Here is a 22,777-nt window from a genome sequence, read left to right as displayed (position 1 = left end):
TGAATGGATAGAAAGGAGTGGATTCGATGTCTAAAAAAATAGATGTTTCTAAATTTGAGAAAAAGATGATTATTCGAAATATTATACCGGATGACTTTGATGATATTATTGAAATGTCAAAATTGTGCTTCCCGAATATGGAGCCTTGGGAGCGAGAACACTTGCAAAGTCATGTTGATATTTTTCCGGAAGGTCAATTTTGTGTCGAGTATGACGGAGAAATTATCGGGTCTTGTTCTAGTCTTATTATTAATTTTGATGAATACGATGACCAACATACTTGGGATGAAATAACGGATAATGGATATATAACAAACCATGATTATGAAGGGTATAATTTATATGGAATTGAGGTCATGGTTCACCCCGATTACAGAAGAATGAAGATTGGTCACAGATTATATGAAGCGAGGAAGGACTTAGCCAGGGAGTTAAACTTAAAAAGTATTATTATTGGTGGTCGTATTCCTAATTACTTTAAGCACGCTAAAGAAATGACGCCGCGGCAATATGTTGAAGAAGTTACGATGCATAACATATACGACCCTGTTCTTACGTTTCAAGTAATGAATGGCTTTACTATGAAACGTATTAATCCAAATTATTTAGAGGACGACCGAGCGTCACTTCGGTATGCTACGTTAATGGAGTGGAATAATATTGACTATCGTCCTACAGTTCCAAAACGACAATTTAAAACATCGTTCCCTGTTCGAATCACAACGATTCAGTATGCAATGAAGAAAATTTCGTCTTTTGAGGATTTTGCTATTCAATGTGAATACTATACAGATGTTGCAGCTAGCTATCATTCGGACTTTGCCGTATTTCCCGAAATTTTCACTTTGCAACTGTTATCGTTCTTACCTGAGAAAAGTCCAAGTCTTGCGATAAGACGTTTAACGGAGTTTACAGAGGATTATATTGAACTATTTACGATGCTAGCTGTTAAATACAACGTGAACATTATTGGTGGTTCACACTTTGTTGAAGAAGAGGGGAAAATTTATAATATTGCTTATTTATTTAGACGAGATGGGACAATTGAAAAGCAGTACAAACTTCATATAACTCCAAATGAGCGGAAATTTTGGGGGATATCTGGTGGAAACCATGTAAATGTATTTGATACTGACTGCGGAAAAATTGCGATCCAAATTTGTTATGATATTGAATTTCCCGAGTTAGCAAGGATTGCTGTTGATAAAGGAGCAAATATAATTTTCACGCCATTTTGTACAGATGATCGTCAAGGGTACCTTCGCGTTAGATATTGTTCTCAGGCTAGAGCAATTGAAAATCAGGTGTACACGGTCCTTTCTGGAACGGTTGGTAATTTAACAGATGTAGAAAACATGGATATTCAATATGCACAATCGGGCATTTTTAGTCCTTCTGATTTTACATTTGCCCGTGACGGAATTGTAGGTGAGTGCCAAGCGAATATAGAAACAGTCGTGGTAGGTGACGTTGATTTAGAGATACTTAGAAGAAATCGACGTGCTGGTAGTGTGAATCAATTACGTGATCGTAGGCACGACATTTATTCGATAAATTATAAACAATCTTAATTTTATGTTTACCTCCTCTTTAGTTTGGATAGGCTGAATTGTGACTCATAAGGGAGGTCAGCTTGATGAGACTAGAGAGGGAACCATTAGAAAAGAGACCAATGCTTATGCTAAGTCTGGGATGTATTTTAGTCCTTTCCTCTTACGTGCTTGCCACATTACCAAGCATGGAAAAGCTTGAAACAAATTGGACATTATCATTTGCAGGGGCAGATGAGTTTTTTCAGACAGGCCAAGCAACAGATTTTCATGTTTTTCTAGAGGATGAGTTTGGAAATGCTATTGAAAATGCAACCGTTACTGCTGTATTCGATCGACCAGATACCGTTCATCATATAAAAAAAGTATTTAGTCGGGTAGAGGGTGGTCTTTACGAAACGGAGATAGTATTTTCTGTACCTGGAACGTGGATTGCAATGGTTGAAGCAGAAAAAGGAGATCATATTTACAGAAATCAAATATTATTCACAGTTGATGGATCGATTGTTTCAGAAGCAAACCGAGATCCAAAAGATCATTTTCATCTAGAACAACCTCTTCCATCAGAGCTGCAGCGAAGTTTAAATAATATTCCAGTATTCAATAAATAAGTAAAAGAAATAAAGAAGCACATGTTTAAATGGCACAGAAAAAGGTGATGTTGACTTTTTCTGTGCCATCTTTTTCACTTCATTTAATTATCTTTTACTTTTATTTTTGGAATTTTAAAGGATAATTAGGTCCTGGGGTAGAATTGAAATGCTATAATAAACGACATACTGCATGAATTAGGAGGAAGAAAATGACTTGGAAAGATCAATATGAAAAGTGGATCAATTTTTCAGCTTTAGAAGAAGAATGGAAAGAAGCGCTAATTGAGAAGAAAGATAACGAAGTAGAGCTTGAAGATTGCTTTTATAAAGATTTAGAGTTTGGAACTGGTGGTATGAGAGGTGAAATCGGTCCAGGGCCAAATCGAATGAATACATATACGATTCGAAGAGCGGCTGAAGGTCTAGCACGCTTTATTGAAAAGGCTGGTACGGAAGCAAAAGAGCGTGGAGTGGCAATTGCATTTGATTCTAGACACAAATCTAGACAGTTTGCTCTTGAATCCGCACTTACATTAGGAAAGCATGGCATTAAGTCGTATTTATTTCATGAGCTCCGCCCTACACCTGAGCTTTCTTTTGCTGTGCGCCATTTAAATGCATACGCAGGAATTGTTATTACAGCCAGCCATAATCCACCTGAATACAATGGATTCAAAGTGTATGGTGAAGATGGCGGGCAATTGCCACCAGGGCCTGCAGATGAGCTTGTCGGCTATGTAAATGAGATTGAAGATGAACTTCAAATTGAAGTTGCTGATGAATTAGACCTTAAAGGAAGTCGTTTACTTCAAGTAATTTCAGATGATATTGATAGTGCTTATAATGAGAAGCTACAGTCAATTATTGTTCAAAAAGATATCATTGAACAATTTGGTGACAAGGTAAAGATCGTCTTTACACCTCTACATGGAGCGGCTAATATTCCTGTTCGACGCGTCTTAGAGAGTAGTGGTTTTTCACAAGTAATAGTTGTTCCGGAGCAAGAACTGCCTGATCCTAATTTTTCAACAGTGAAATCCCCTAATCCAGAGGAGCACGCTGCTTTTAAATTAGCAATTGAGCACGGAAAAAAGCTTGATGCTGATGTGTTAATCGCAACTGATCCAGATGGCGATCGTGTAGGTGTAGCGGTTAAAAACCGTGAAGGTAACTATGTAGTATTAACAGGAAACCAAACTGGTGCATTAATGCTAGACTATATTTTGTCACAAAAACAAGCACAACAAACCTTGCCTGCTAATGGTGTTGTGTTAAAAACGATTGTTACATCTGAAATTGGTAGAGCGGTTGCAGATGAATATAATTTGAAAACAGTTGACACGTTAACTGGCTTCAAATTTATTGGTGAGAAAATTAAACAATATGAACAATCAGGTGAACATAGTTTCTTGTTTGGATATGAGGAGAGCTATGGCTACTTAATTGGCGACTTTGTCAGAGATAAAGACGCTGTTCAAGCTTGCCTATTAGCTGCAGAGTTAGCTGCGTACTACAAATCACGTGATATGAACTTGTACGATGGGCTAATTGAAGTGTTTGAAAAATACGGTTATTATCAAGAAGGATTAGAATCATTAACTTTAAAAGGAAAAGCGGGAATTGAGCAGATTAATCAAATTCTCACTTCTTTCCGAGAAACTCCTCCTAATGATCTAGATGGAAACAAGATTGTAACGATTGAAGACTATAAGTCAAGCAAATCTAAGAATGCATTAACGGGTGTTGAGAGTTCTATCGAATTGCCATCATCTAATGTATTAAAATATATTTTAGAGGACGGATCTTGGTTCTGCATTCGTCCATCAGGAACTGAACCGAAGATTAAATTTTATTTTGGAGTTAACAAAGAAACTTTAGAAGAGAGCCAAAAATCGCTGGAACAATTAAAACAAGCAGTGATGGGGCTAGTTCACAAGCTAATATAAATAGTAAAAAAGCTACCAAGATTGGTAGCTTTTTTTGCTTTTTTTAAAAGAAATAAGAGCAGTTGTACTCATGATTTGTATTTACTCATCATAAATTGAAAGAAAGCACGTTCAAGGAGGGATTCGAATGTCGTCGGAAAATTGGAAGCAACTTGAACACTCTATTGCTGAAATTACAGAAATAGCTGAGGGGTTTGGGCTCGATTTTTATGAGATGAGATATGAGATTTGTCCAGCTGAAATTATTTATACATTCGGTGCTTATGGGATGCCAACTAGGTATAGTCATTGGTCCTTTGGTAAGCAATTTCATAAAATGAAACTGCAATATGATTTGGGGCTTAGCAAAATCTATGAACTTGTAATTAATTCTGATCCTTGTTATGCATTTCTATTAGACAGCAATTCTCTTATCCAAAATAAATTAATTGTTGCTCATGTTCTTGCCCATTGTGACTTCTTTAAAAATAATGTAAGGTTCTCAAATACTCGCCGAGACATGGTGGAAAGTATGAGTGCAACAGCTGAACGAATTGCTCACTATGAACATGTACATGGAAAAGAAGAAGTGGAGAATTTTCTAGATGCCGTTTTAGCTATACAGGAACATATTGATCCAAGTATTCTGCGTCCAAAACTAAATTGGAGCATGGAGGACGAGGAAGAGATAGAGCCGAAGAAGAAACTATCAGAATATGATGATTTATGGGCTCTTGACGAAAAGAAAAAAACTGAAATACCTAAGCCGAGAAAGAAACATTTCCCTCCAAGTCCTGAAAAAGATATATTGTTATTTATTGAGGAATATAGTAGAGAACTAGAACCATGGCAGCGTGATGTATTAACAATGATGCGAGAGGAAATGTTATATTTCTGGCCACAATTAGAAACAAAGATCATGAATGAAGGCTGGGCATCATATTGGCATCAACGTATCCTTCGAGAAATGGATTTAACTAGTGAAGAGACCATTGAATTTGCCAAATTAAATGCGGGCGTTGTACAGCCATCGAAAACAACTATTAACCCATATTATTTAGGGTTGAAAATATTTGAAGATATTGAAGAAAGATATAACAATCCAACAAAAGATATGCAAGAACGTCAAGGTGTAACTCCAGGTAGTGGTCGAGAAAAGATGTTTGAAGTTCGAGAAATTGAGTCAGATATCTCCTTCATTAGAAACTATTTAACGAAGGACCTCGTTACACGAGAAGATATGTACTTGTTTCAAAAACAAGGTGCGGATTACAAAATAATTGATAAACAATGGGAACAAGTTAGAGATCAACTAGCTCAATCTCGAGTAAACGGAGGGTTTCCATATCTGGTCATTACAGACGGTGATTATTTAAAAAATGGCGAGCTTTATATTAAACACAATTATGAAGGAACAGAATTAGATGTTGGTTATTTAGAAAAGGTACTCCCATATTTATTCCAACTTTGGGGACGCCCTGTTCATATTGAAACAATTATAAATGAAAAAGAAATCGCCTTCGTCTACGACGGAAAAAAAGTCCATAGAAAATACCTGTAGAGTTAATGAAAAAAGGCGCCCTTTCCTTTTTTCATTAACTCGAAGCGATGAGCGAAGCCGCCGTAATGTCTTAAGCCTAAAGGAGTGGGTTTCTCCTTTAGGCGCACGGCGAGCGTAGCCAACGCAAACATGTTCGCACAAATACCGCCAAAGTATTTTCCCATTTGAAGAACGAGAGGATGAGCAGGAGTGCCGTAATGTCTTAAGCCTAAAGGAGCGGGTTTCTCCTTTAGGCGCACGGCGAGTGAAGCCATCGCAAACATGTTCGCACAAATACCGCCAAAGTACTTTCCCATTTGAAGATCGAGAGGATGAGCAGGACTGCGGTAATGTCTTAAGCCTAAAGGAGCGGGTTTCTCCTTTAGGCGCACGGCGATTGAAGCCATCGCAAACATGTTCGCACAAATACCGCCAAAGTACTTTCCCATTTGAAGATCGAGAGGATGAGCAGGACTGCGGTAATGTCTTAAGCCTAAAGGAGTGGGTTTCTCCTTTAGGCGCACGGCGAGCGTAGCCATCGCAAACATGTTCGCACAAATACCGCCAAAAGTACTTTCCCATTTGAAGAACGAGAGGATGAGCGAAGCCGCCGTAATGTCTTAAGCCTAAAGGAGCGGGTTTCTCCTTTAGGCGCACTATTAAAGTAAAAAGGCGCCCTTTCCTTTTTTCATTAACTCGAAGCGATCTAACGTAACCCCTACTCTAATAATTCTTTGGTAAGCTCCTTTCCCGAGCTTACCTGTTTTATTTAACAATGAGAGGTTTTTGAAATAACAGAAAATTGAAATAGAATATTGACGAATTCTTGACCACAGGAGTAGTATTAATGGTAGTCATTTATTATTCGAGATGCTAAATATTAGATTACGGAATTATTATTGAACGGGAGAGTGACTATGGAAACATTTAAACGGTTAAAGCAATTTTATTGGCCTTACAAAGGGTATTTTATTTGGTCGTTGTTAGCTCTATTCATTGTTACTGGTATGACGGTTCTTTATCCAGTGATCTTACAGTTTACGATTGATCATGCTGTACGGGCAGAGAATTATGAATTAATCCCCTATTTGGCCTTGGCTATTGTCGCAGTTATGGCGTTAAAAGGTGGAGCTGTTTATATTCATCAGTATTTTGGTGATCTTTTTGGGATTACGACGGTCTACAAGTTACGAAATACATTGTATAGGAAACTCCAGTTTCTTCCTTTTCGTTACTATGATAATGCCAAAACAGGAGATTTAATGTCTCGGTTAACAGGAGACGTAGAGACATTTCGGTTTTTCCTCTCTTTTGGTTGCGCGCAAGTTGTGAATTTTATCTTACTTGTTGGTTTTAGTATGGCTGTGATGTTTTACTATTCCATCCCTCTAACTCTTGTAACATTGGCTGTACTTCCATTTTTGGCCATCACTGTAAGGAAGTTTGATAAAAGGGTTCATCCTGGATTTCGTGGAATTCGAAAGTCTTTAGCAAGGTTGAACACAAAAGTACAAGAGAATGTAAGCGGAATGCATACTGTAAAGGCATTGTCTCAAGAAGATCAAGAAATCAATCGCTTCGAAAAATCAAATGAAGACTATCGACAAAAACATCTTGATATTTCAAAAATTTGGGGTAACTATTTTCCATTCATGGAGTTTTTGGGTAATTTATCGGCGGTTTTCCTTTTGGTATTCGGTGGGTATTTAACAATACAAGGTAGCTTGCAGCCTGGTGAACTTGTTGCCTTCTTTAGTTTGGTTTGGTATATCATCGGTCCAATTATGAATCTAGGTTTTATTATTAACATGTTTTCGCAATCAAAAGCATCAGGCGAACGTTTATTAGAGATTCTTGATGAAGAAGAAAGAATTGATAAGGCATTACCTAATACTAAATGTAATGAATTTGTAGGTGAAGTTATATTCAACGAAGTCTCCCTTACATATGGAGCAAAGTCTGCATCTGCACTTAAAGGAATCTCTTTTGAAGCGAGCAAAGGGAAAACCATAGGCCTAGTTGGAGCTACAGGTTCTGGAAAATCAAGTATAATTCAGCTTATAACAAGGTTTTATGAACGTTCCTCAGGGGAAATCCTCATAGACGGTAAATCGATAGATGAGTATACCCTAGGTGACCTAAGAGAACAAATAGGAGTTGTTTTACAAGAGACGTTTTTATTCTCGTCAACGATTCGTGATAATCTTGCCTACGGAAGACCAGATATATCGATGGAGGAAATCATAGAGGCAGCTAAACGTGCCGATGCTCACGAGTTTATCACTTCACTACCAGATGGATATGAGACAGTGCTTGGAGAACGGGGGCTTGGTTTATCGGGTGGACAAAAGCAGCGGATTGCCATTGCAAGAGCGATCATCATGGATCCGAAGATTTTGATCTTAGATGATGCTACAAGTGCTGTAGATATGCAAACAGAAGTGAAAATTCAAAAGGCCTTCCGTGAAGTGATGGAAGGACGTACAACCTTCATTATTGCTCATCGTATTTCATCTGTGAAACATGCCGATGAAATCCTTGTACTTGAAGATGGGGAAATTTGTGAACGTGGAACGCACAAAGAACTGCTAAATTCGGATGGACTTTACCGTCGAATTTACGATATCCAAAACCAGGATCAAGAATACGTTCTTCAACAGGCTTAAGGGGGAAACCATGGAACAAACGACAAAGCGATCAAGATTTCATTATACGACCGAACAAATCATTGAAAAACCATTCAATTGGTCACAGATGGTTCGCCTTTTTGGTTATATGAAGCCCTATGCGTGGACGCTTTTACCAAAAACCATTATTGCTATGTTAATTGTTACAGCAGTAAGAGTAGCGGTTCCTATTTTTATCGGGGTATTAGCGATTGATTATGCGATTATTCCAGGTGATTTAAACTTACTTTATACATTTGCTGTAATTGTACTTGGACTTTATCTTTTTTCATGGATTGCCAATGTATTTCGTATTAGATGGATGAATGAAATCGGCCAGCATATGATATTTGATATTCGGACAGCACTATTTAATCACATACAGAGGTTATCACACCGTTTCTTCGATCAACGTTCAGGAGGCTCAATCCTGGTTCGAGTAATCAATGATGTAAATTCAATGCAAGATCTATTTACGAATGGTGTAGTAAATTTATTAATGGATATCGTCATGCTAGTAGGGATTATCATCATTTTGTTTACATTAAGCCCTGAGCTTGCGATGTTAATATTAATCGTATTGCCTATCATGTTCTTTATTTCAACAAAACTTAGAAGGAAAATAAGAAGATCCTGGCAGACAGTACGTGTAAGACAGTCAAAAATGAATTCACATCTCAACGAAAGTATTCAAGGAATCCGTGTTACACAAGCTTATGCACAGGAAAAAGAAAACATGGAGTTCTTTGATGGTGTTAATACAGATAACTATGAAAGTTGGAAACACGCAACACGAATGAATGCAATCTTTCGTCCGTTTGTTGAAATGTCCAGTGCAGTAGGAGCTGTTGTATTAATTTGGTATGGAGCTTCTTTGATCGAATCAAATACAATTTCCATTGGGATTTTTGTATCATTTGCTTTTTACTTAGGGATGTTCTGGGAACCAATTTCTAGATTAGGGCAAGTTTATAATCAATTACTCGTAGGAATGGCTTCATCAGAAAGAATCTTTGAGTTCCTTGATGAAAAGCCATCTGTACCAGAAAAAAAAGACGCAATTTCTCTATCAAAAGTAAAAGGCGACATAATTTTTGAAGATGTTGAATTTGCTTATGATGAATCAAGAAAGGCTCTTCAAGACATTAATTTAACATTTGAAGCTGGCCAAACAATTGCGTTAGTTGGTCATACAGGTTCAGGAAAATCAACAATCGTGAATTTAATGAGTCGCTTTTATGATCCGACAAAGGGGCGAGTTCTCCTTGATGGTGTTGATTTGCGTGATCTGCGTTTAGATGAGCTGCGTTCTAATGTCAGCTATGTGTTGCAAGATACGTTTATCTTTGCAGGAACGATTATGGATAATATTCGCTTCGGGAGACCAGATGCTACTGATCAAGAAGTAATTGAATCTGCTAAAGCAATTGGTGCACATGACTTTATTGTAAAGTTAGAAGATGGTTATAATACCGAAGTGGAAGAGAAAGGAAATGTCCTTTCTGTAGGAGAACGTCAATTGTTATCCTTTGCACGCGCTTTGCTTGCAAATCCACGGATTCTCATTTTAGATGAAGCAACAGCAAGTATTGATACAGAGACAGAACTGAAGATTCAAGAAGGGTTAAAACGATTATTAGCAAACCGTACGGCAGTGATGATCGCACATCGTTTGTCGACGATACGTGATGCAAATAAAATTATCGTGTTAGAGAAAGGGAAGGTTTTAGAAGAAGGAACCCATGATAAATTAATGCATAGTAGGGGAGCTTACTATAACCTTGTGAAATCACAATATGCTGCAATGATGGATAAAAGCTAGAGACAGTTAAGTGTGGACTTATAAGACGTGGCAACTGTAGAAGCAGAATGTGCGTGATAATTACTCACGTATATGTTTTAAAGCAGCTGCCCATTATGAGTCCTTTTTTAAATGAGCTTTAAACTTAGTTCACAATTTAATCCCTTACAATTGTGAATACGTATCAACGTTATATTGTCCAGCCCATTACTTTTTTCTTGTTTCTAAAGCGTCTAAATAGTATCCTTTATAGGGGCAACAGGGAATGTGGAGAATATTCTTAAAGGTGATGGAAAAAGTAATTTATAGGTTCTTTTTGTAAAGTGAGTTAGATTTATTGACAAATTAATAAATCGGGGTAATATAGATGTAATATTCTAAATTTTATAAATAAATAGAGGTGCTAGAAATGAAGTATGCCTTTGCAGATCGAGTTCGGTATTTACAATCTTCTGCGGTTAGAGATATTTTAAAAATTGTAGGGAAGGGGAATGTCATTTCATTTGCTGGAGGACTGCCAGATGATGATTTGTTTCCATTAGACGGCCTTGAAGATGCATTTTCAAGGGTTTTTCAAACAGGTAAAAAATCGTTACAGTATATGGAGACAGAAGGGTATCGTCCTTTACGAGAAGTCATATTAGAACGGATGAGTAAAAAAGGGATAACGGGATTTACATCAGATGATGTTCTTATTACCACAGGATCACAACAAGCCATTGACTTATTTTCGCGAATTATGCTAAGTCCTGGAGATGTTATTTTAACGGAAGATCCAACGTATCTAGCTGCGCTGCAAGTATTTAAATCGTACGAAGCAAAGGTTGTAGCTGTTGACTCAGACGATAACGGGATGCTTCCAGATGATTTAGAGAGTAAATTAAAGAAACATAATCCAAAGTGTATTTATGTAGTACCGACTTTTTCAAACCCGGCTGGACGTGTTTGGTCGCTTGAGAGACGCAAACAGTTAATTAACCTTGTACATAAGTACAAAGTTGTGGTGTTTGAGGATGATCCATATGGTGAACTTCAATTTACGGAAGATGAAGTGTATCAGCCATTGGCTTCTTTAGATGATGGAACACATGTTATGTATACTAGTACGTTTTCGAAGACAGCTGTACCTGCTTTACGTACCGGTTGGATTGTCGGACCATATCAAGTAATACGTATGATGGCTCAGGCAAAACAAGCAAATGATTTACATTCGAATTCATTGTCCCAACAAGCTTTATATCAATTATGTACACATTATGATCTAGATGCACATATAAAACATCTGATAAAAGTGTATAAAAGCCGGATGGAGGTTATGGTACAATGTCTTGAAGAAGCCAACATGCCTGAAGTTCATTTTGTTAAGCCAAAAGGTGGAATGTTTCTCTGGTTAGAAGTAGAAAAGTCTCTAAATATGACTTCTCTATTAAATGATGCGGTTGACCGAGGGGTTGCATATGTACCTGGTGAACCGTTCTACGCAGGGCCCCCAAAGAAGAATACATTACGGTTGAACTTTACTCATTCGACACCAGATAAAATTGAACAAGGCATGAAGTTATTTGTTCCATTAATACAAGAAGAAATGAAAAAAAGGTTAGTGAACGTCGAATAGAAAAAAAGAGACAGAGTCGGGATTAATAAAGCCAACTCTGTCTCTTTTTTTCATGACGTATTTTGCAATATAAAAAACGGACTCAGGGGAACTGAACAAGGAGATATTCCTCATTTAGTATTGAGTCCGTTTCTTTATTAAAATTCTCTAATTGAACTAATAAAGACAGCTAGAATGGCTACTGGTACAATGTAGCGTAATAAAAATAGCCAAAGATGCCCAATTCTTGTGTTGCCGAAATCGGAATCACGTAATGCATCAGCTTTCTTCCAGCCCCATCCCATAAAGAGGGCAATAATTAATCCGCCAAGAGGAAGGAAAACATTTGAGGCAATAAAATCAATAGAATCTAAGATGTCTCGGCCTCCAATAATACTAATGTTTGATAATACCCCTTGACTAAGAGAAGACGGGATACCGAGTAAAAAGATTAATGAGCCAACAATAAGAGCTGCTTGCTTACGAGACCAAGCAAATTTTCTCATGAAATAGGCTACCGCTACTTCTAATAATGAGACAGCTGATGTTAGTGCAGCTGCAGCAAGTAAGAAGAAGAATAATAGGCCAAAAACTCCACCAAGGGCAAAGCTGTCAAAAACATCAGGCATAACAACAAAAACAAGTCCAGGCCCTGAACCAGGCTCGATACCGAAAGCAAAAACAGCTGGGAAGATCATAATACCAGCAATAATAGCAAACGTTGTATCTAAACCAGCGACACTTACAGCTGCACCAGGAAGCTTCTCTTTGTTTGATAAGTAACTGCCGTACGTTATTAATGCCCCCATCCCTAAACTAAGGGAGAAGAATGCTTGACCTAATGCGGCTAAATAAATGTTAGGGTTTGTTAAGGCAGACCAATCAGGAGAGAATAAAAATGCTAAACCTTCTTGTGCTCCACCAAGAGTTAATCCATAAATAGAAAGTACAATAAGTAAAACTCCTAATAATGGCATTAAAATTTTGTTTGAACGTTCAATTCCTTTTTTAACTCCTACAAAAACAATTCCAATTGTTAAAGCCATAAATAAAAATTGCCAGAAAAGTGGCTGTCCTGGGCTAGAAATAAACCCTCCAAAGAACGCCCCGTACCCATCTGCTGGAGCAGTCCAAAGGTTTCCTGTTAAGTAATTAAAGAAATAATAAACAATCCATCCAGCGATAACGCCATAAAATGAAAGAATCATAAATGCAGCAGCAACACCCATAATACCAGCTGCTTTCCAAGGCTCACCTGGTGCTAGACGATCTCCACCAGGAGACAATTTTTCAAACGCACCAACAGCGTCGCTTTGTGCTTTACGTCCAATTGTAAATTCGGACATCACAATCGGCAACCCGATTAAAATGATCATTACTAGGTAAACCAAAATGAAGGCGGCACCGCCATTTTCCCCAGCTACATAAGAAAACCTCCAAATATTACCTAATCCAACAGCTGAGCCCATAGCCGCTAAAATAAATCCTAGGCGTGATGCCCACTGCTCACGTCCTGGTTCATGCTTTCGTGACACAATGTATTCCTCCTTTAAATTGTTAAAATGTTTTGTGAATATACTATATCACACTAAAGAAAAAATGAATAGAAAATTTTCTGACAACATTTTTTGGAAAATAAGCAAGCAAGTGGATTGATTTTTAAGAATGGGAAGGGGGTGTCTCATAAGCTGGGGAACAGAGAGGTATGGCTTTCACTATTTGCCTTGAGAGGGAAAACAACTTCTCTCAAGGCTTTTAAAGGACGTAGCGACTTTGTAAAAAAATTACATGTTAGAAAGCCTGCGAATTCGTTCTTCGGGTTGTGGGTGCGTTGAAAAAAGCTGGGCTGCTCTTTTCTTTAGAGGGTCTGCAAAATATAATGGAGCTGACGTACTTGATGCCTCTTGTACGGGAGTTTCAACACTTGTTATTTTTCTTAAGGCTGATGCGAGCGCATAAGGGTTTCTCGTTAGCTCGGCTGCACTTGCGTCAGCTAAGAATTCTCGATTTCGTGAAATGGCGAAACGGATTAATATAGATATTAGTGGGGCAAGAATTAATAACAAAAGAGCAACAAGCAGTATAGCGGGATGTTGCTTTTGGTTACGACTTCTGCGTGAAAAAAACATCATTCGTGAACCAAGATCACTTAAAATAGCGACAGCTGATACGAGAGCTACGGCAATCGTCGCTAAGCGAATATCAAAATTACGAATGTGAGCAACTTCATGTGCTAAGACTCCTTCAATTTCTTCGCGATTTAACCGATTCATGAGCCCGGTTGTTACAGCAACAGCACCACTTTTGGGGGAATTTCCCGTGGCAAAAGCGTTAGGGCTTGGATCTTGTATAATAAAAATTTTCGGCATTGGAATTCTTGCTGCCATAGCAAGATTCTCAACTGTATGCCATAAAAAAGGATCATCTTCTTTTGATTTTATCTGTTTTGCATGATTCATTTTCATTACGACGTTTGTACTTGATATTAACATCATGATTGTATAGCCGCCGCCAATGACGGCAGCAAGAAACATACCGCTATAGTATTCACCAGTGGTTATATATGTTAGTGCTGCTCCTACTGCTAGCATAAAGATGATAAACCCTGCAACGATAAACACAGTAATTCGTTTATTTCGTTCGATTTGTTTATAGAGAATCATTGCATTTCCCCATTCTAAAACTGTACTTTTACACTTTCACGTTCTTCAGCAGGAATTTCTAGCATATCGCGTCTTGAAAAGTTATGAACCGAAGCAACTAAATTCGTTGGGATTGATTGAATCTTTGTATTGTACTCCATTACAGTTTTGTTGTAGAGTTGCCTTGCATAGGCGATTTTGTTTTCTGTTCCATATAGATACGGTTTAGGTCAAAAAACAACACAAGAGAGTTAAGTGTCCTTAATATGCTTGATAATAAGGAGTTTTAGTGTAAAATTAAAAAAGCCCATTATAAAGAAAAATGGACAAAATGATAAAGGTGTGAGTAAATAGTGTTTAGAGGATATAACAATAACAAGGGATTCTAAAGGTTTATAAATAAAAAAGTGTGGGGAGTAGTCCCGGCGCGGGAATAGCGCAGTGGGAGTGAATTAGGTTTGTGGTCAACGTGCCTTTCGTTGTCCACACTCCTGATGAGCGAGCATTAGTTTTGTAGGGCTATTTGGAGGAGGTATTGTAATGGAACTCTTAAATTATAAGTTTGTAAGTAGAGAAGTTACTGTTAATGAGATTATTCAAAATAAAATGAGAAATATAAAAGTTGTTATGATTGGGGTGTTAGAAGAGCACTCAGGAATTGTATATCCACATCCCATTACCCATTTTATAAAAACTATGTATGAATACAGTGGCAAATCATTAAACAGTACAGATGTTCCAGCAAAGGTAGTATGTAGACTATTAAATTATTGCTTAAATAAGGTTGAAGAAAACCATGAAGACTACATTGAACTTAAACAAATAGGGCTAAGAGGGTTAAAAAGAAAACATGCTAGTGGTTACATTACCCATCTCTCTTTAAAAGGTCTACAAAAATCAACTGTAGAGCAATATGAATATTATCTAACTGCTTTTTTCGTGTATTTAAAGAAGATGAATTTAATAAATGAAGAGTTTGAAATAGATGAGAGAAAGAACGCAATAGGTAATACCACATATAAATCCATTTTTAGAGCACCTCATTTAGGGACAAGGTTCCCTTCTCAAGAAACTAAAAAGACTAAAGTAGCAAAGTTAAAAGATTTTGGAGATGACAGAGTAACTTTAACATCTCATTTTATTAGTATAGCGATGAAGGTTGCACCCGAAATTGCATTGGGGCTATGTTTCCAATTTTATGGTGGATTAAGGCGGGGGGAAGTTGTAAATATTGATAGAGGCGGCTTAATTGTTAGACGAGGAGAGTCTATGGAGGTACAAATTAAGGATAATAGAAGAAAGTTTTTCTCTCGTTTAAAAGATACTAAATCAGAAAATCCTAAGAGATTAAATTATCTTGGTGTAAATTTGTCAAGGCAAACAGTTCTTGACAATGACTTAGTGTGGTCTATTTATGACAAACATATGAGAAGTCTAGACTCTATGCTCCTTAAAGGGAAATGTAAGAATATAAATGCTTTATTCATAGATAAGGATGGATATCCAATGTCCGGAAAAGTGTATGATAGACGTTTCAAAAAAGTTAAGAAAGCATTTCTAATTTCAATAATGGGACATGAAGATTATGACCTTTTAGCAGATACTGTTTGGAGTACACATATTGGAAGAGGAGTTTTTACTAATACCCTTATAGATATGGGCTTTACCCCAACACAGTTAGCTATAGCAAGAGGTGATAGGAATATTAATTCTGCTTTGGCTTATATAGATGCAAACTTAACTACTGAACAAATTAAAGAGGCTGTTAATGAGTTTAAAAAACACCCTATAGAGCGATTGGGGTTAGTCGATTTCAAATATGTGAAGAGATGGAAGGAAAGGGTGGGATAAAAACATGGAGTCCGAATGGATAGGAAAATATGAGGTAGTGAATTCTGGTAAATACGACAAGATAGCCAAAACTTACAAAGGATTTAAACCTTGGGTAGAACAAGGTTATATCTCAACCAAAGAGGCTCCTGGTAAAACAATGATTTCAACTTATTTCAAAAAAAAGGATTTGGATGAATTATTACAATTAATTTATCTATTGGAAACGCAGTATATTACTGACAAAGAAGCTGTTAAATTACTTGGATTTGAAGGGAAATCCCCCCTACATGGGACAAGTAAACGAAAAGAAATTCTTAAAGGAATAATTGGTTTGTGCAATTCTGAAAGAATTGAATTTAAGTACTTTGAAAAGGGGTTCAAAAAGATTTACTTGTTTGTGAACAAGGAACAATTGTTACATTTTTTAAATACAAATATTCGATGTGTTGATGCTTGGGACAAATATAAAGTCTCATATGAGGATATTTATGCTTTGGAAAAAAAATACGACATTAAAAGGATTACGATAACCAAGAATAATTATTTTTATCGCTTATTAGATGCTGAAAAATATTTTAAACCTTTAATAAGGAATGTATCTGAATTTTATAGTCTAGATGAGGTAATGTCAATTCTTGGATTTAGTAGAAATATATTAAATGCGCTTAGAGAAGAAGGGAATCTAGAACCTTCCTATATTAAAGGAAAAATATTCTACCTTAAGTTAGATATTGAAAAAGTTAGGAGAGAAATTACAGAAATTCAAAAAGGTTATTGTACTGCACAAGATGTAATGGATATTTGTAATCTTAAATCTTTTCAATATGATAAATTTACAAACTTTAAAACTAATGTTTTGGCAAGAAGTGCATTAGGTTCAAAGGCGCAGATAATGTTTTCATTAGAAGAAGTTTATGAGTATAAAAAGGAGATAGAACTCCGAAATGAAATAAGCAGAGTATTAAATTCTAAGGTTAATACAGTTAATCGCTTTTATGAAATCTTAAAATTAAAACAAATCGCGTTCTCAGGGAAATGTCCACACACCGAACAAGAGTGGTATTTGTATTGTGAACAAAAATTGAGTTTGTCTAATGGTAGCAATCAAGTTATAAAAACTACTATTTCACAGTACGTCGATTGTACTAACTATCTATCTAACTTAACGCTAGAAAATGAGTTGTACTCTTTAACGTCTAATAATATTAATCTAGAGCTTTTCAACAACTCAATATCATCTTCAAAACAGTGTAAACTTTATAGTTTCCTTCTTGAATATCATGCAAAATTAAACACTTTTGTAAAAGATAAAAAGGAAATAAAAAAATCCTTTAATATGTTGAAAGTCATTAACCCTTATTTTTATGAGTCTGTTGAAAAGCCTAAAGAAACATATGATTATTCCGAATATATCGAAATCTATGATTATGCAAAACTGATGACACATAAACATAAAGCTATTATTGATGCGGAGCAAATGATTGATGGTACAGGTGAACATAATTACTACGCATGTGCCTGGTTATATGTACTTACTCATTTAGGTAATGCTTGGAGACATGGCGATGTTATGTCACTTCCGATGATAAACTTAAAAGAATTAGGTTCAATTACACTAGAAGAATTGAAAGGGAGAGACTTAACAAAAGACGAAGCAAATTCTATTGTTAATCAAATCAAACGTAGAGACCTTACAGTTAATAAAACAGGAGCCCTAAATCGATTTAACTGTCCAGATGATTTAATACTACCCTTTGCAACAGCTGCTGTAATTTGTGCTTTAATTGTGACGAGGCGTACAAGCATAATAAGGGATGAACACGAAAATCTTGTAAACCGTAATCTTATTGATTTTGGACTACAGGATAACGAGATTATCTCAAGGAAAGCGCACAATATGTTTTTCGAAGGTATAAAGAGAGGTGAGTTCAGGTTTAAGAGTCTTAAAATGAATCGCACTGTATTAGTAATTATGTATATGGTCCTTGTAAGAAAAGGGCGTGGTAGTGCAGCTTTAGAAATGGCACAGAAATTGAGGGCTCATGAAGACTTTGAATCGACTAATATTTATCTAGTTATCCCCGAGGAAGAACTAGATGATTTGTGTCAGAGTTTATTCAGCAGAAAACACTTTGGTTATATTCCTGATTTGTTGGCTAGTATTTTATTTGACGATAATAATAACAGAGATGAAAGAACGCAAGAAATAATAGCTATTTCGAATACATTGGGAGGAATATACGGAATTCAAGCAACATCTGGTTTCATTAATAGAATCTTATCTGAAAGAAAATTAGTTGCTGAGGAAATTTTGAGGATGGGTATTGATGAAGTAAGTAATTTAATGTTTGATTTAGAAACTAACACTCTACCCAGTCAAAATGAACACTTTCAATGTATTGTATCACCTAATTGTAGAAAACCAGAATTAGATTCATGTAAAGATTGTCCTTTTGCTGTTCCTAATTTCTATGCTATATCTTCTCTTGTCGAGGGGGTTAGAGAAAGCATTTTTAATTTTGTTAGGGAGTTCGAGACGCATTCTTTTGAAGGTGAAAAAACACGTCTTATGAACTGTTTATATAAAGATATGGATAATTTAGAGCGAGCAATGCAAAGATTTGGTCAAGCCGAGGTATTTAATTTTTTTGAAAATGGGGTAGAAGAATATAATCAATTATTGAATCTACTTGATGAACTTCAATCAAAGACAGGAGAAGAATTTGAAAAATATTTAACATTTAACCCAATTTATCTAGAGTAGGAGGAGCTAATGTCAATAATTGAAACTGAAGTGGAGATTGATATAGATGTTTTTTCGGATGAAGAATTTCAAATCGAAGAGAGTGTTAATGAAGCAAAAAAAATAATTGATAGATTAGTTGTAGAAAATCGTTGGATTAAGGGAGATTTTGAAGATGATTATTGGGAAGTAACCCAAATACAGTACAATGAAAATTTTAAAGCATTTGACTTCAATTTATTAGATTCAGCAGCTTTCAATCCTAGTTTACCGTTGTTTTTTAAAGAAATGGTTAAATGTTGGATTGTTAACCTTATTGATAAGTATAAGAAAGGTGCAACTACGTCCCTAATTCTTTTCTTAAAAGGATTCGAGCTGACGAAAGGATTTAAAGTAGATAAGAAGATTACATTATTGAAATTTATTGAACATAGTGATTATAGCAATAAATATAAAGTAGATATGATTAATTCAATTTGTAATTTTTTTGACTACACAGATATAGAAATTGCTGATGATTATGTTCCTAGCCTAGTCCAATTGAAAAGTAAAATACCTTATGAATCAAATATAAGACAACTTCCTCCTTCAAAATATGTACTTTCGTTTTCGTACTATTTAGAAAAGCATTTTGATAAAGTTCTAGATGAAGCTTTTAATGAGGATTCGAAATATAAAGAAGTGTTTCTCATTTTCCCATTAATTATATGGTGGAGACTAACGAATGTTATTCCCATACGTCCAACTGAATTCTGCTTAATAAAAAGAGACTGTATTTCAGATGAAGGTGGTAAGTATTATATTAGATTGCCAAGGAATAAGTTGAAAAATACAAAGAGAATACAAATCCCAGATAAGTTACTAATTGATGAGGAAATGTACGAATTAATTAAACTTTATATCGAATTGACGAATAGATTTGGGCATACTGATACATTAATTTCTTATCGTTCTATTATACATGGGGGGGCATCTAATAGGGCATTTGTAACTAAAAACCTAAATCAATTTAAATCCCTTAATTTGGATAGATTAATAAAAAGGTTTTATAAAGTGATGGAAACAAAGTATGCTTGTCAGATATCAAAGGAATATCAGGTTTTACCCAACGATACTAGACACTTTGCATTTGTCTCACTAATGATGCAAGGATATTCTCCTGTGGAAATAGCAAGATTGGGTGGTCATCAAACTATAAAAGCACAATACCATTACAGCGGTCATACAGAGTACTGGGTTGATTGCGAAGTTTTTAGACTGATGAAAAAAATAAAAAACTCAAAAATTGTAACTATGCAAACTGGAACAATTCCAGACGAGGTTAAACTTAAAGCTTATGATTATAACAACAGCTCCTTTAAAAGGAAGATGAAAGTAGGGCATTGTAAAGATGTAGAACAGAGATGTGAAAGTAAACTATGTTATTTTTGTTCACATTGGGGGATTTCTACAGAAGAATATATTGAGAACAAAGAAAAAATAAGGTCTGATATACTTGCAAAGAAAAATAATATCAACGAGCTAACAGCAACAATTCGTAACATAAACAAGCAAATTGTAAGTGACGAATTATCTAGGAGAGATTCTGGTCTATTCAACAAAGTTAGAAGCAAATCTAATGCTCTACAAAGTGAAATATATAAGTTGGCACTACTATGCTCTAAATTAGGAGGGGGAGAGGTTTTAGATGGCGAACAAGTCCGCTGGTCGTAAGCCGAAGCTGTCTGAAGGTGAAATAAAGAAAGTTATTAAGAAATATAAAGAGAATGTCCAACCAATGGGTAACATTAACTTCTCGGATATTCATCGTTATTCAAATCAACTTTATGCTGAAGGGGAAATATCCGCTTCCACATCGGATTCTTTTTGGAGAAAAAGTGGTCGCCCTGGTAGGCTAGAAGTCGAAAAAGCAAATGAGATTTTTAGTGAAACAGTATCAATTTCAAAAGGAAGAGAAATTAGAGTTCCAAATGTGGTAGATTTAGTTAATAAGAAATATAAAGACAAAGATGACTTATTAAAACATCTCATTTTTATGGAGAAACAGTTTCATAAATCAATAGAAATAGAAGAAAAGTTAGAAAAAAAGATTTCGGTTCTTGAAGAAAATCTTCATAAAACTAAGACCACTTTACAAGAAGCCGAAGAAAAAAATGATAAATTACAGGGACTAGTATATAGACTGTCAAGAATCTTATCAGACATTTCTAATGATGAAATAGAGAAAAGAACTGATTATGCAATGAAAACTGTATTTAGCTCCCCAGTTGCATTTCTTGAGTTTGAAAAAAAGAATAAAACGCTAGAAGAACCGAAAGTTTTGCCCTTTTCCAATAATGAAAAAATATCTAAGTTTTCAGACCGCTTTCGAAAAAAATAAAAGTTTGGTTACTTGGATTATCAATAAAAATAGTAGTTATCAACAAAGAGATTTTCTCTAAAGAGGGTCTACTTTTTTAACTTTCTTAGGTTGGGGCGTTTCTGGAATAACAGAAACGCCTTACTACCGATTTAGGGAATTAAACTATAATCAATTTTGTAAATAGTCTTACCAGAGGCAGCATTTATCTCCGTTGTACAATCAAATGTCCTCCTTTTATCACTTCTACACTACCTTCTCTCTCAACTTTTAAGGATTTCTGACGTTGTTTTTGAACGATTATTCATACTTTTTAAAAGTTATTTTTGCATCTACAGGAATATCATGAAAACTACCATCCTCATTTCTAATAAAGCTTACACACTTCTGATTTTTAACAGAGTAGACACTTTCAAAGTCAATTTCATAAAATTGGGATAAATAGTGATGAAAGATTTTTGCATACTCAAATTCATCCCATTCATCAAAGTAATATGATTTTGACAAACTATAAATTCTAAGAGGCTCATTTTCATCATTAGGAATCTGAAGCATATAATTCGGTGAGTGACGTAATAAGTAATTACTATAAGCACTTTTGGTAGCTATCTCTAAAAATTGAATGTTATGCAGTTTACTACCTTGTAATTTGTTGAAATAATCTTCTTTTTCAACTTGATGTATACCATTGTCTTGTAAATGGGCAATTATAATAACTTTTCCTAAATTAATAGAGAAAGTTAGTGTGTTTAATCCATCGACATAGTTGAATATTTTTTGATTTTCGGATTCTTGCCCCTCTAGAATATGTATAGACCAGGGCTGGAATTCTTTAAATTCTGTTGGGTATCTTACAGACTGTAGAAATGTGTGTGTCATTTTGTATTCTTCTAAGAGTTCTGGTGTTGTGATTGTGCCGATTGAAGGGTTGCTTCTATCGTGAGCTAAAGACAATTCTTTGAAAATTAGTCCATAAAATACCTTAGATATCCATTGGAAAACCACCTTTTTATCAAGTTGTGAGAAGCTTTTATATCCCTCATCTAATCCCCTTTTAATAGTATTTTCTACGTATGATAAGTTGTTATTATTGCATTCGGTGCAGCAGGGAATTTTAAGTAATCTATATGGAATTTTAGTTCCATTTAAAAGAGTTATTTTTTCATCCCATAGATTGTAATTGTCTAAAAGCCACTTGGGAAATACATGTTCTTCTGAATTGTTCGCATCATTTAGTGAAGTGCCACATAAAAAACAAACATCATAAGTGAATCGCATTCTTTCAAACGGGTCGTAGTGTTTATTTTCTTCAAAATTATTCAAGTTATCCCTCCTTAGGTTAATTCTATATTAGAGAATATAATGCAATTATTCCAATACGAAGTAGAAAAAAATGAGTTTTATAAAATTTCTCATACTTTAGAAAAATTAAGTTGTGAGATGGTCTCAATTAAAATCCACAATATGGTAAAATGATTTTTAGAGTAGTCTATTATTCCTAAGTAGTAATACAAATAAAAGGGGGAAAACT

At 35.5% G+C, this 22,777-nt stretch carries 15 protein-coding genes and 1 pseudogene; 11 read left to right on the top strand and 5 right to left on the bottom strand.

Features of this window, described 5'->3' with window-relative positions; all coding sequences use genetic code 11:
* The first annotated feature begins 26 nt into the window (after positions 1-26).
* The 4 genes from MF646_RS07975 (at position 27) to MF646_RS07960 (ending at position 5,629) form a co-directional block, all read left to right on the top strand.
* Entirely contained in the window at positions 27-1,571 is a 1,545-nt protein-coding gene (locus tag MF646_RS07975; protein WP_250095959.1) for a bifunctional GNAT family N-acetyltransferase/carbon-nitrogen hydrolase family protein, read from the top strand.
* 65 nt (positions 1,572-1,636) lie between these two features.
* Complete coding sequence (locus tag MF646_RS07970) at positions 1,637-2,161, top strand: FixH family protein (protein ID WP_250095958.1); 525 nt, start codon at positions 1,637-1,639, stop codon at positions 2,159-2,161.
* A 191-nt stretch (positions 2,162-2,352) separates the two neighbouring features.
* Positions 2,353-4,089 carry a phospho-sugar mutase gene (locus MF646_RS07965; RefSeq protein WP_250095957.1) on the top strand — a complete coding sequence of 579 codons (1,737 nt, stop codon included), beginning with the start codon at positions 2,353-2,355 and terminating at the stop codon, positions 4,087-4,089.
* A gap of 127 nt (positions 4,090-4,216) precedes the next feature.
* Positions 4,217-5,629 carry a SpoVR family protein gene (locus MF646_RS07960; RefSeq protein ID WP_250095956.1) on the top strand — a complete coding sequence of 471 codons (1,413 nt, stop codon included), beginning with the start codon at positions 4,217-4,219 and terminating at the stop codon, positions 5,627-5,629.
* Between the two features lie 2 nt (positions 5,630-5,631).
* Here MF646_RS07960 and MF646_RS07955 read toward each other — a convergent pair whose 3' ends face one another.
* Entirely contained in the window at positions 5,632-6,156 is a 525-nt protein-coding gene (locus tag MF646_RS07955; RefSeq protein ID WP_250095955.1) for a hypothetical protein, read from the bottom strand.
* Positions 6,157-6,525: 369 nt separating this feature from the next.
* Between MF646_RS07955 and MF646_RS07950 the strand changes: the two genes are divergently transcribed.
* The 3 genes from MF646_RS07950 (at position 6,526) to MF646_RS07940 (ending at position 11,690) form a co-directional block, all read left to right on the top strand.
* Positions 6,526-8,274 (top strand): ABC transporter ATP-binding protein, encoded by a 1,749-nt coding sequence (locus tag MF646_RS07950; protein ID WP_250095954.1) that lies wholly within the window; start codon positions 6,526-6,528, stop codon positions 8,272-8,274.
* Positions 8,275-8,284: 10 nt separating this feature from the next.
* Positions 8,285-10,096, top strand: a complete 1,812-nt coding sequence (locus MF646_RS07945) for an ABC transporter ATP-binding protein (RefSeq protein WP_250095953.1) — start codon at positions 8,285-8,287, stop codon at positions 10,094-10,096.
* A 388-nt stretch (positions 10,097-10,484) separates the two neighbouring features.
* Positions 10,485-11,690: an aminotransferase-like domain-containing protein gene (locus MF646_RS07940; RefSeq protein WP_250095952.1), complete on the top strand. Its 1,206-nt coding sequence runs from the start codon at positions 10,485-10,487 to the stop codon at positions 11,688-11,690.
* A 137-nt stretch (positions 11,691-11,827) separates the two neighbouring features.
* Here the strand turns inward: MF646_RS07940 and MF646_RS07935 are convergent, their stop codons facing one another.
* From MF646_RS07935 to MF646_RS07925, 3 genes and pseudogenes are all read right to left on the bottom strand, one after another.
* The gene (locus MF646_RS07935) at positions 11,828-13,204 is read right to left on the bottom strand and encodes a sodium-dependent transporter (RefSeq protein ID WP_250095951.1); all 1,377 of its coding nucleotides are present in this window, start codon (positions 13,202-13,204) and stop codon (positions 11,828-11,830) included.
* 249 nt (positions 13,205-13,453) lie between these two features.
* On the bottom strand, positions 13,454-14,329 hold the full coding sequence (gene htpX / locus MF646_RS07930; RefSeq protein WP_250095991.1) for a zinc metalloprotease HtpX: 876 nt from the start codon (positions 14,327-14,329) through the stop codon (positions 13,454-13,456).
* 17 nt (positions 14,330-14,346) lie between these two features.
* Positions 14,347-14,520 (bottom strand): annotated as a pseudogene (locus MF646_RS07925) (LemA family protein); the annotation flags it as partial.
* Positions 14,521-14,851: 331 nt separating this feature from the next.
* Here MF646_RS07925 and MF646_RS07920 point away from each other — a divergent pair.
* From MF646_RS07920 to MF646_RS07905, 4 genes are read left to right on the top strand one after another with little or no spacing between them, the layout of a single operon-like run.
* Positions 14,852-16,162 (top strand): site-specific integrase, encoded by a 1,311-nt coding sequence (locus MF646_RS07920; RefSeq protein ID WP_250095950.1) that lies wholly within the window; start codon positions 14,852-14,854, stop codon positions 16,160-16,162.
* 4 nt (positions 16,163-16,166) lie between these two features.
* The gene (locus MF646_RS07915) at positions 16,167-18,908 is read left to right on the top strand and encodes a hypothetical protein (RefSeq protein ID WP_250095949.1); all 2,742 of its coding nucleotides are present in this window, start codon (positions 16,167-16,169) and stop codon (positions 18,906-18,908) included.
* Between the two features lie 9 nt (positions 18,909-18,917).
* The gene (locus tag MF646_RS07910) at positions 18,918-20,600 is read left to right on the top strand and encodes a site-specific integrase (protein ID WP_250095948.1); all 1,683 of its coding nucleotides are present in this window, start codon (positions 18,918-18,920) and stop codon (positions 20,598-20,600) included.
* On the top strand, positions 20,575-21,267 hold the full coding sequence (locus MF646_RS07905) for a hypothetical protein (protein WP_250095947.1): 693 nt from the start codon (positions 20,575-20,577) through the stop codon (positions 21,265-21,267). Before MF646_RS07910 ends, MF646_RS07905 begins: the two co-directional genes overlap by 26 nt.
* Before the next feature lie 279 nt (positions 21,268-21,546).
* Here the strand turns inward: MF646_RS07905 and MF646_RS07900 are convergent, their stop codons facing one another.
* A complete protein-coding gene (locus tag MF646_RS07900) occupies positions 21,547-22,569 on the bottom strand; it encodes a hypothetical protein (protein ID WP_250095946.1) in 1,023 nt (340 codons plus the stop codon).
* Between the last annotated feature and the right edge of the window lie 208 nt (positions 22,570-22,777).

The organism is Halalkalibacter alkaliphilus, from assembly GCF_023555415.1.
Lineage (GTDB): Bacteria > Bacillota > Bacilli > Bacillales > Bacillaceae_D > Halalkalibacter > Halalkalibacter alkaliphilus.
This window is presented reverse-complemented; position numbering and strand designations above follow the sequence as displayed.

Excerpts from the sequence above, each read along its gene's own strand:
- MF646_RS07975 (WP_250095959.1), top strand. The coding sequence starts at position 27 with ATGTCTAAAAAAATAGATGTTTCTAAATTTGAGAAAAAGATGATTATT.
- MF646_RS07970 (WP_250095958.1), top strand. The coding sequence starts at position 1,637 with ATGAGACTAGAGAGGGAACCATTAGAAAAGAGACCAATGCTTATGCTA.
- MF646_RS07965 (WP_250095957.1), top strand. The coding sequence starts at position 2,353 with ATGACTTGGAAAGATCAATATGAAAAGTGGATCAATTTTTCAGCTTTA.
- MF646_RS07960 (WP_250095956.1), top strand. The coding sequence starts at position 4,217 with ATGTCGTCGGAAAATTGGAAGCAACTTGAACACTCTATTGCTGAAATT.
- MF646_RS07955 (WP_250095955.1), bottom strand. The coding sequence starts at position 6,156 with ATGTTTGCGATGGCTACGCTCGCCGTGCGCCTAAAGGAGAAACCCACT.
- MF646_RS07950 (WP_250095954.1), top strand. The coding sequence starts at position 6,526 with ATGGAAACATTTAAACGGTTAAAGCAATTTTATTGGCCTTACAAAGGG.
- MF646_RS07945 (WP_250095953.1), top strand. The coding sequence starts at position 8,285 with ATGGAACAAACGACAAAGCGATCAAGATTTCATTATACGACCGAACAA.
- MF646_RS07940 (WP_250095952.1), top strand. The coding sequence starts at position 10,485 with ATGAAGTATGCCTTTGCAGATCGAGTTCGGTATTTACAATCTTCTGCG.
- MF646_RS07920 (WP_250095950.1), top strand. The coding sequence starts at position 14,852 with ATGGAACTCTTAAATTATAAGTTTGTAAGTAGAGAAGTTACTGTTAAT.
- MF646_RS07915 (WP_250095949.1), top strand. The coding sequence starts at position 16,167 with ATGGAGTCCGAATGGATAGGAAAATATGAGGTAGTGAATTCTGGTAAA.
- MF646_RS07910 (WP_250095948.1), top strand. The coding sequence starts at position 18,918 with ATGTCAATAATTGAAACTGAAGTGGAGATTGATATAGATGTTTTTTCG.
- MF646_RS07905 (WP_250095947.1), top strand. The coding sequence starts at position 20,575 with ATGGCGAACAAGTCCGCTGGTCGTAAGCCGAAGCTGTCTGAAGGTGAA.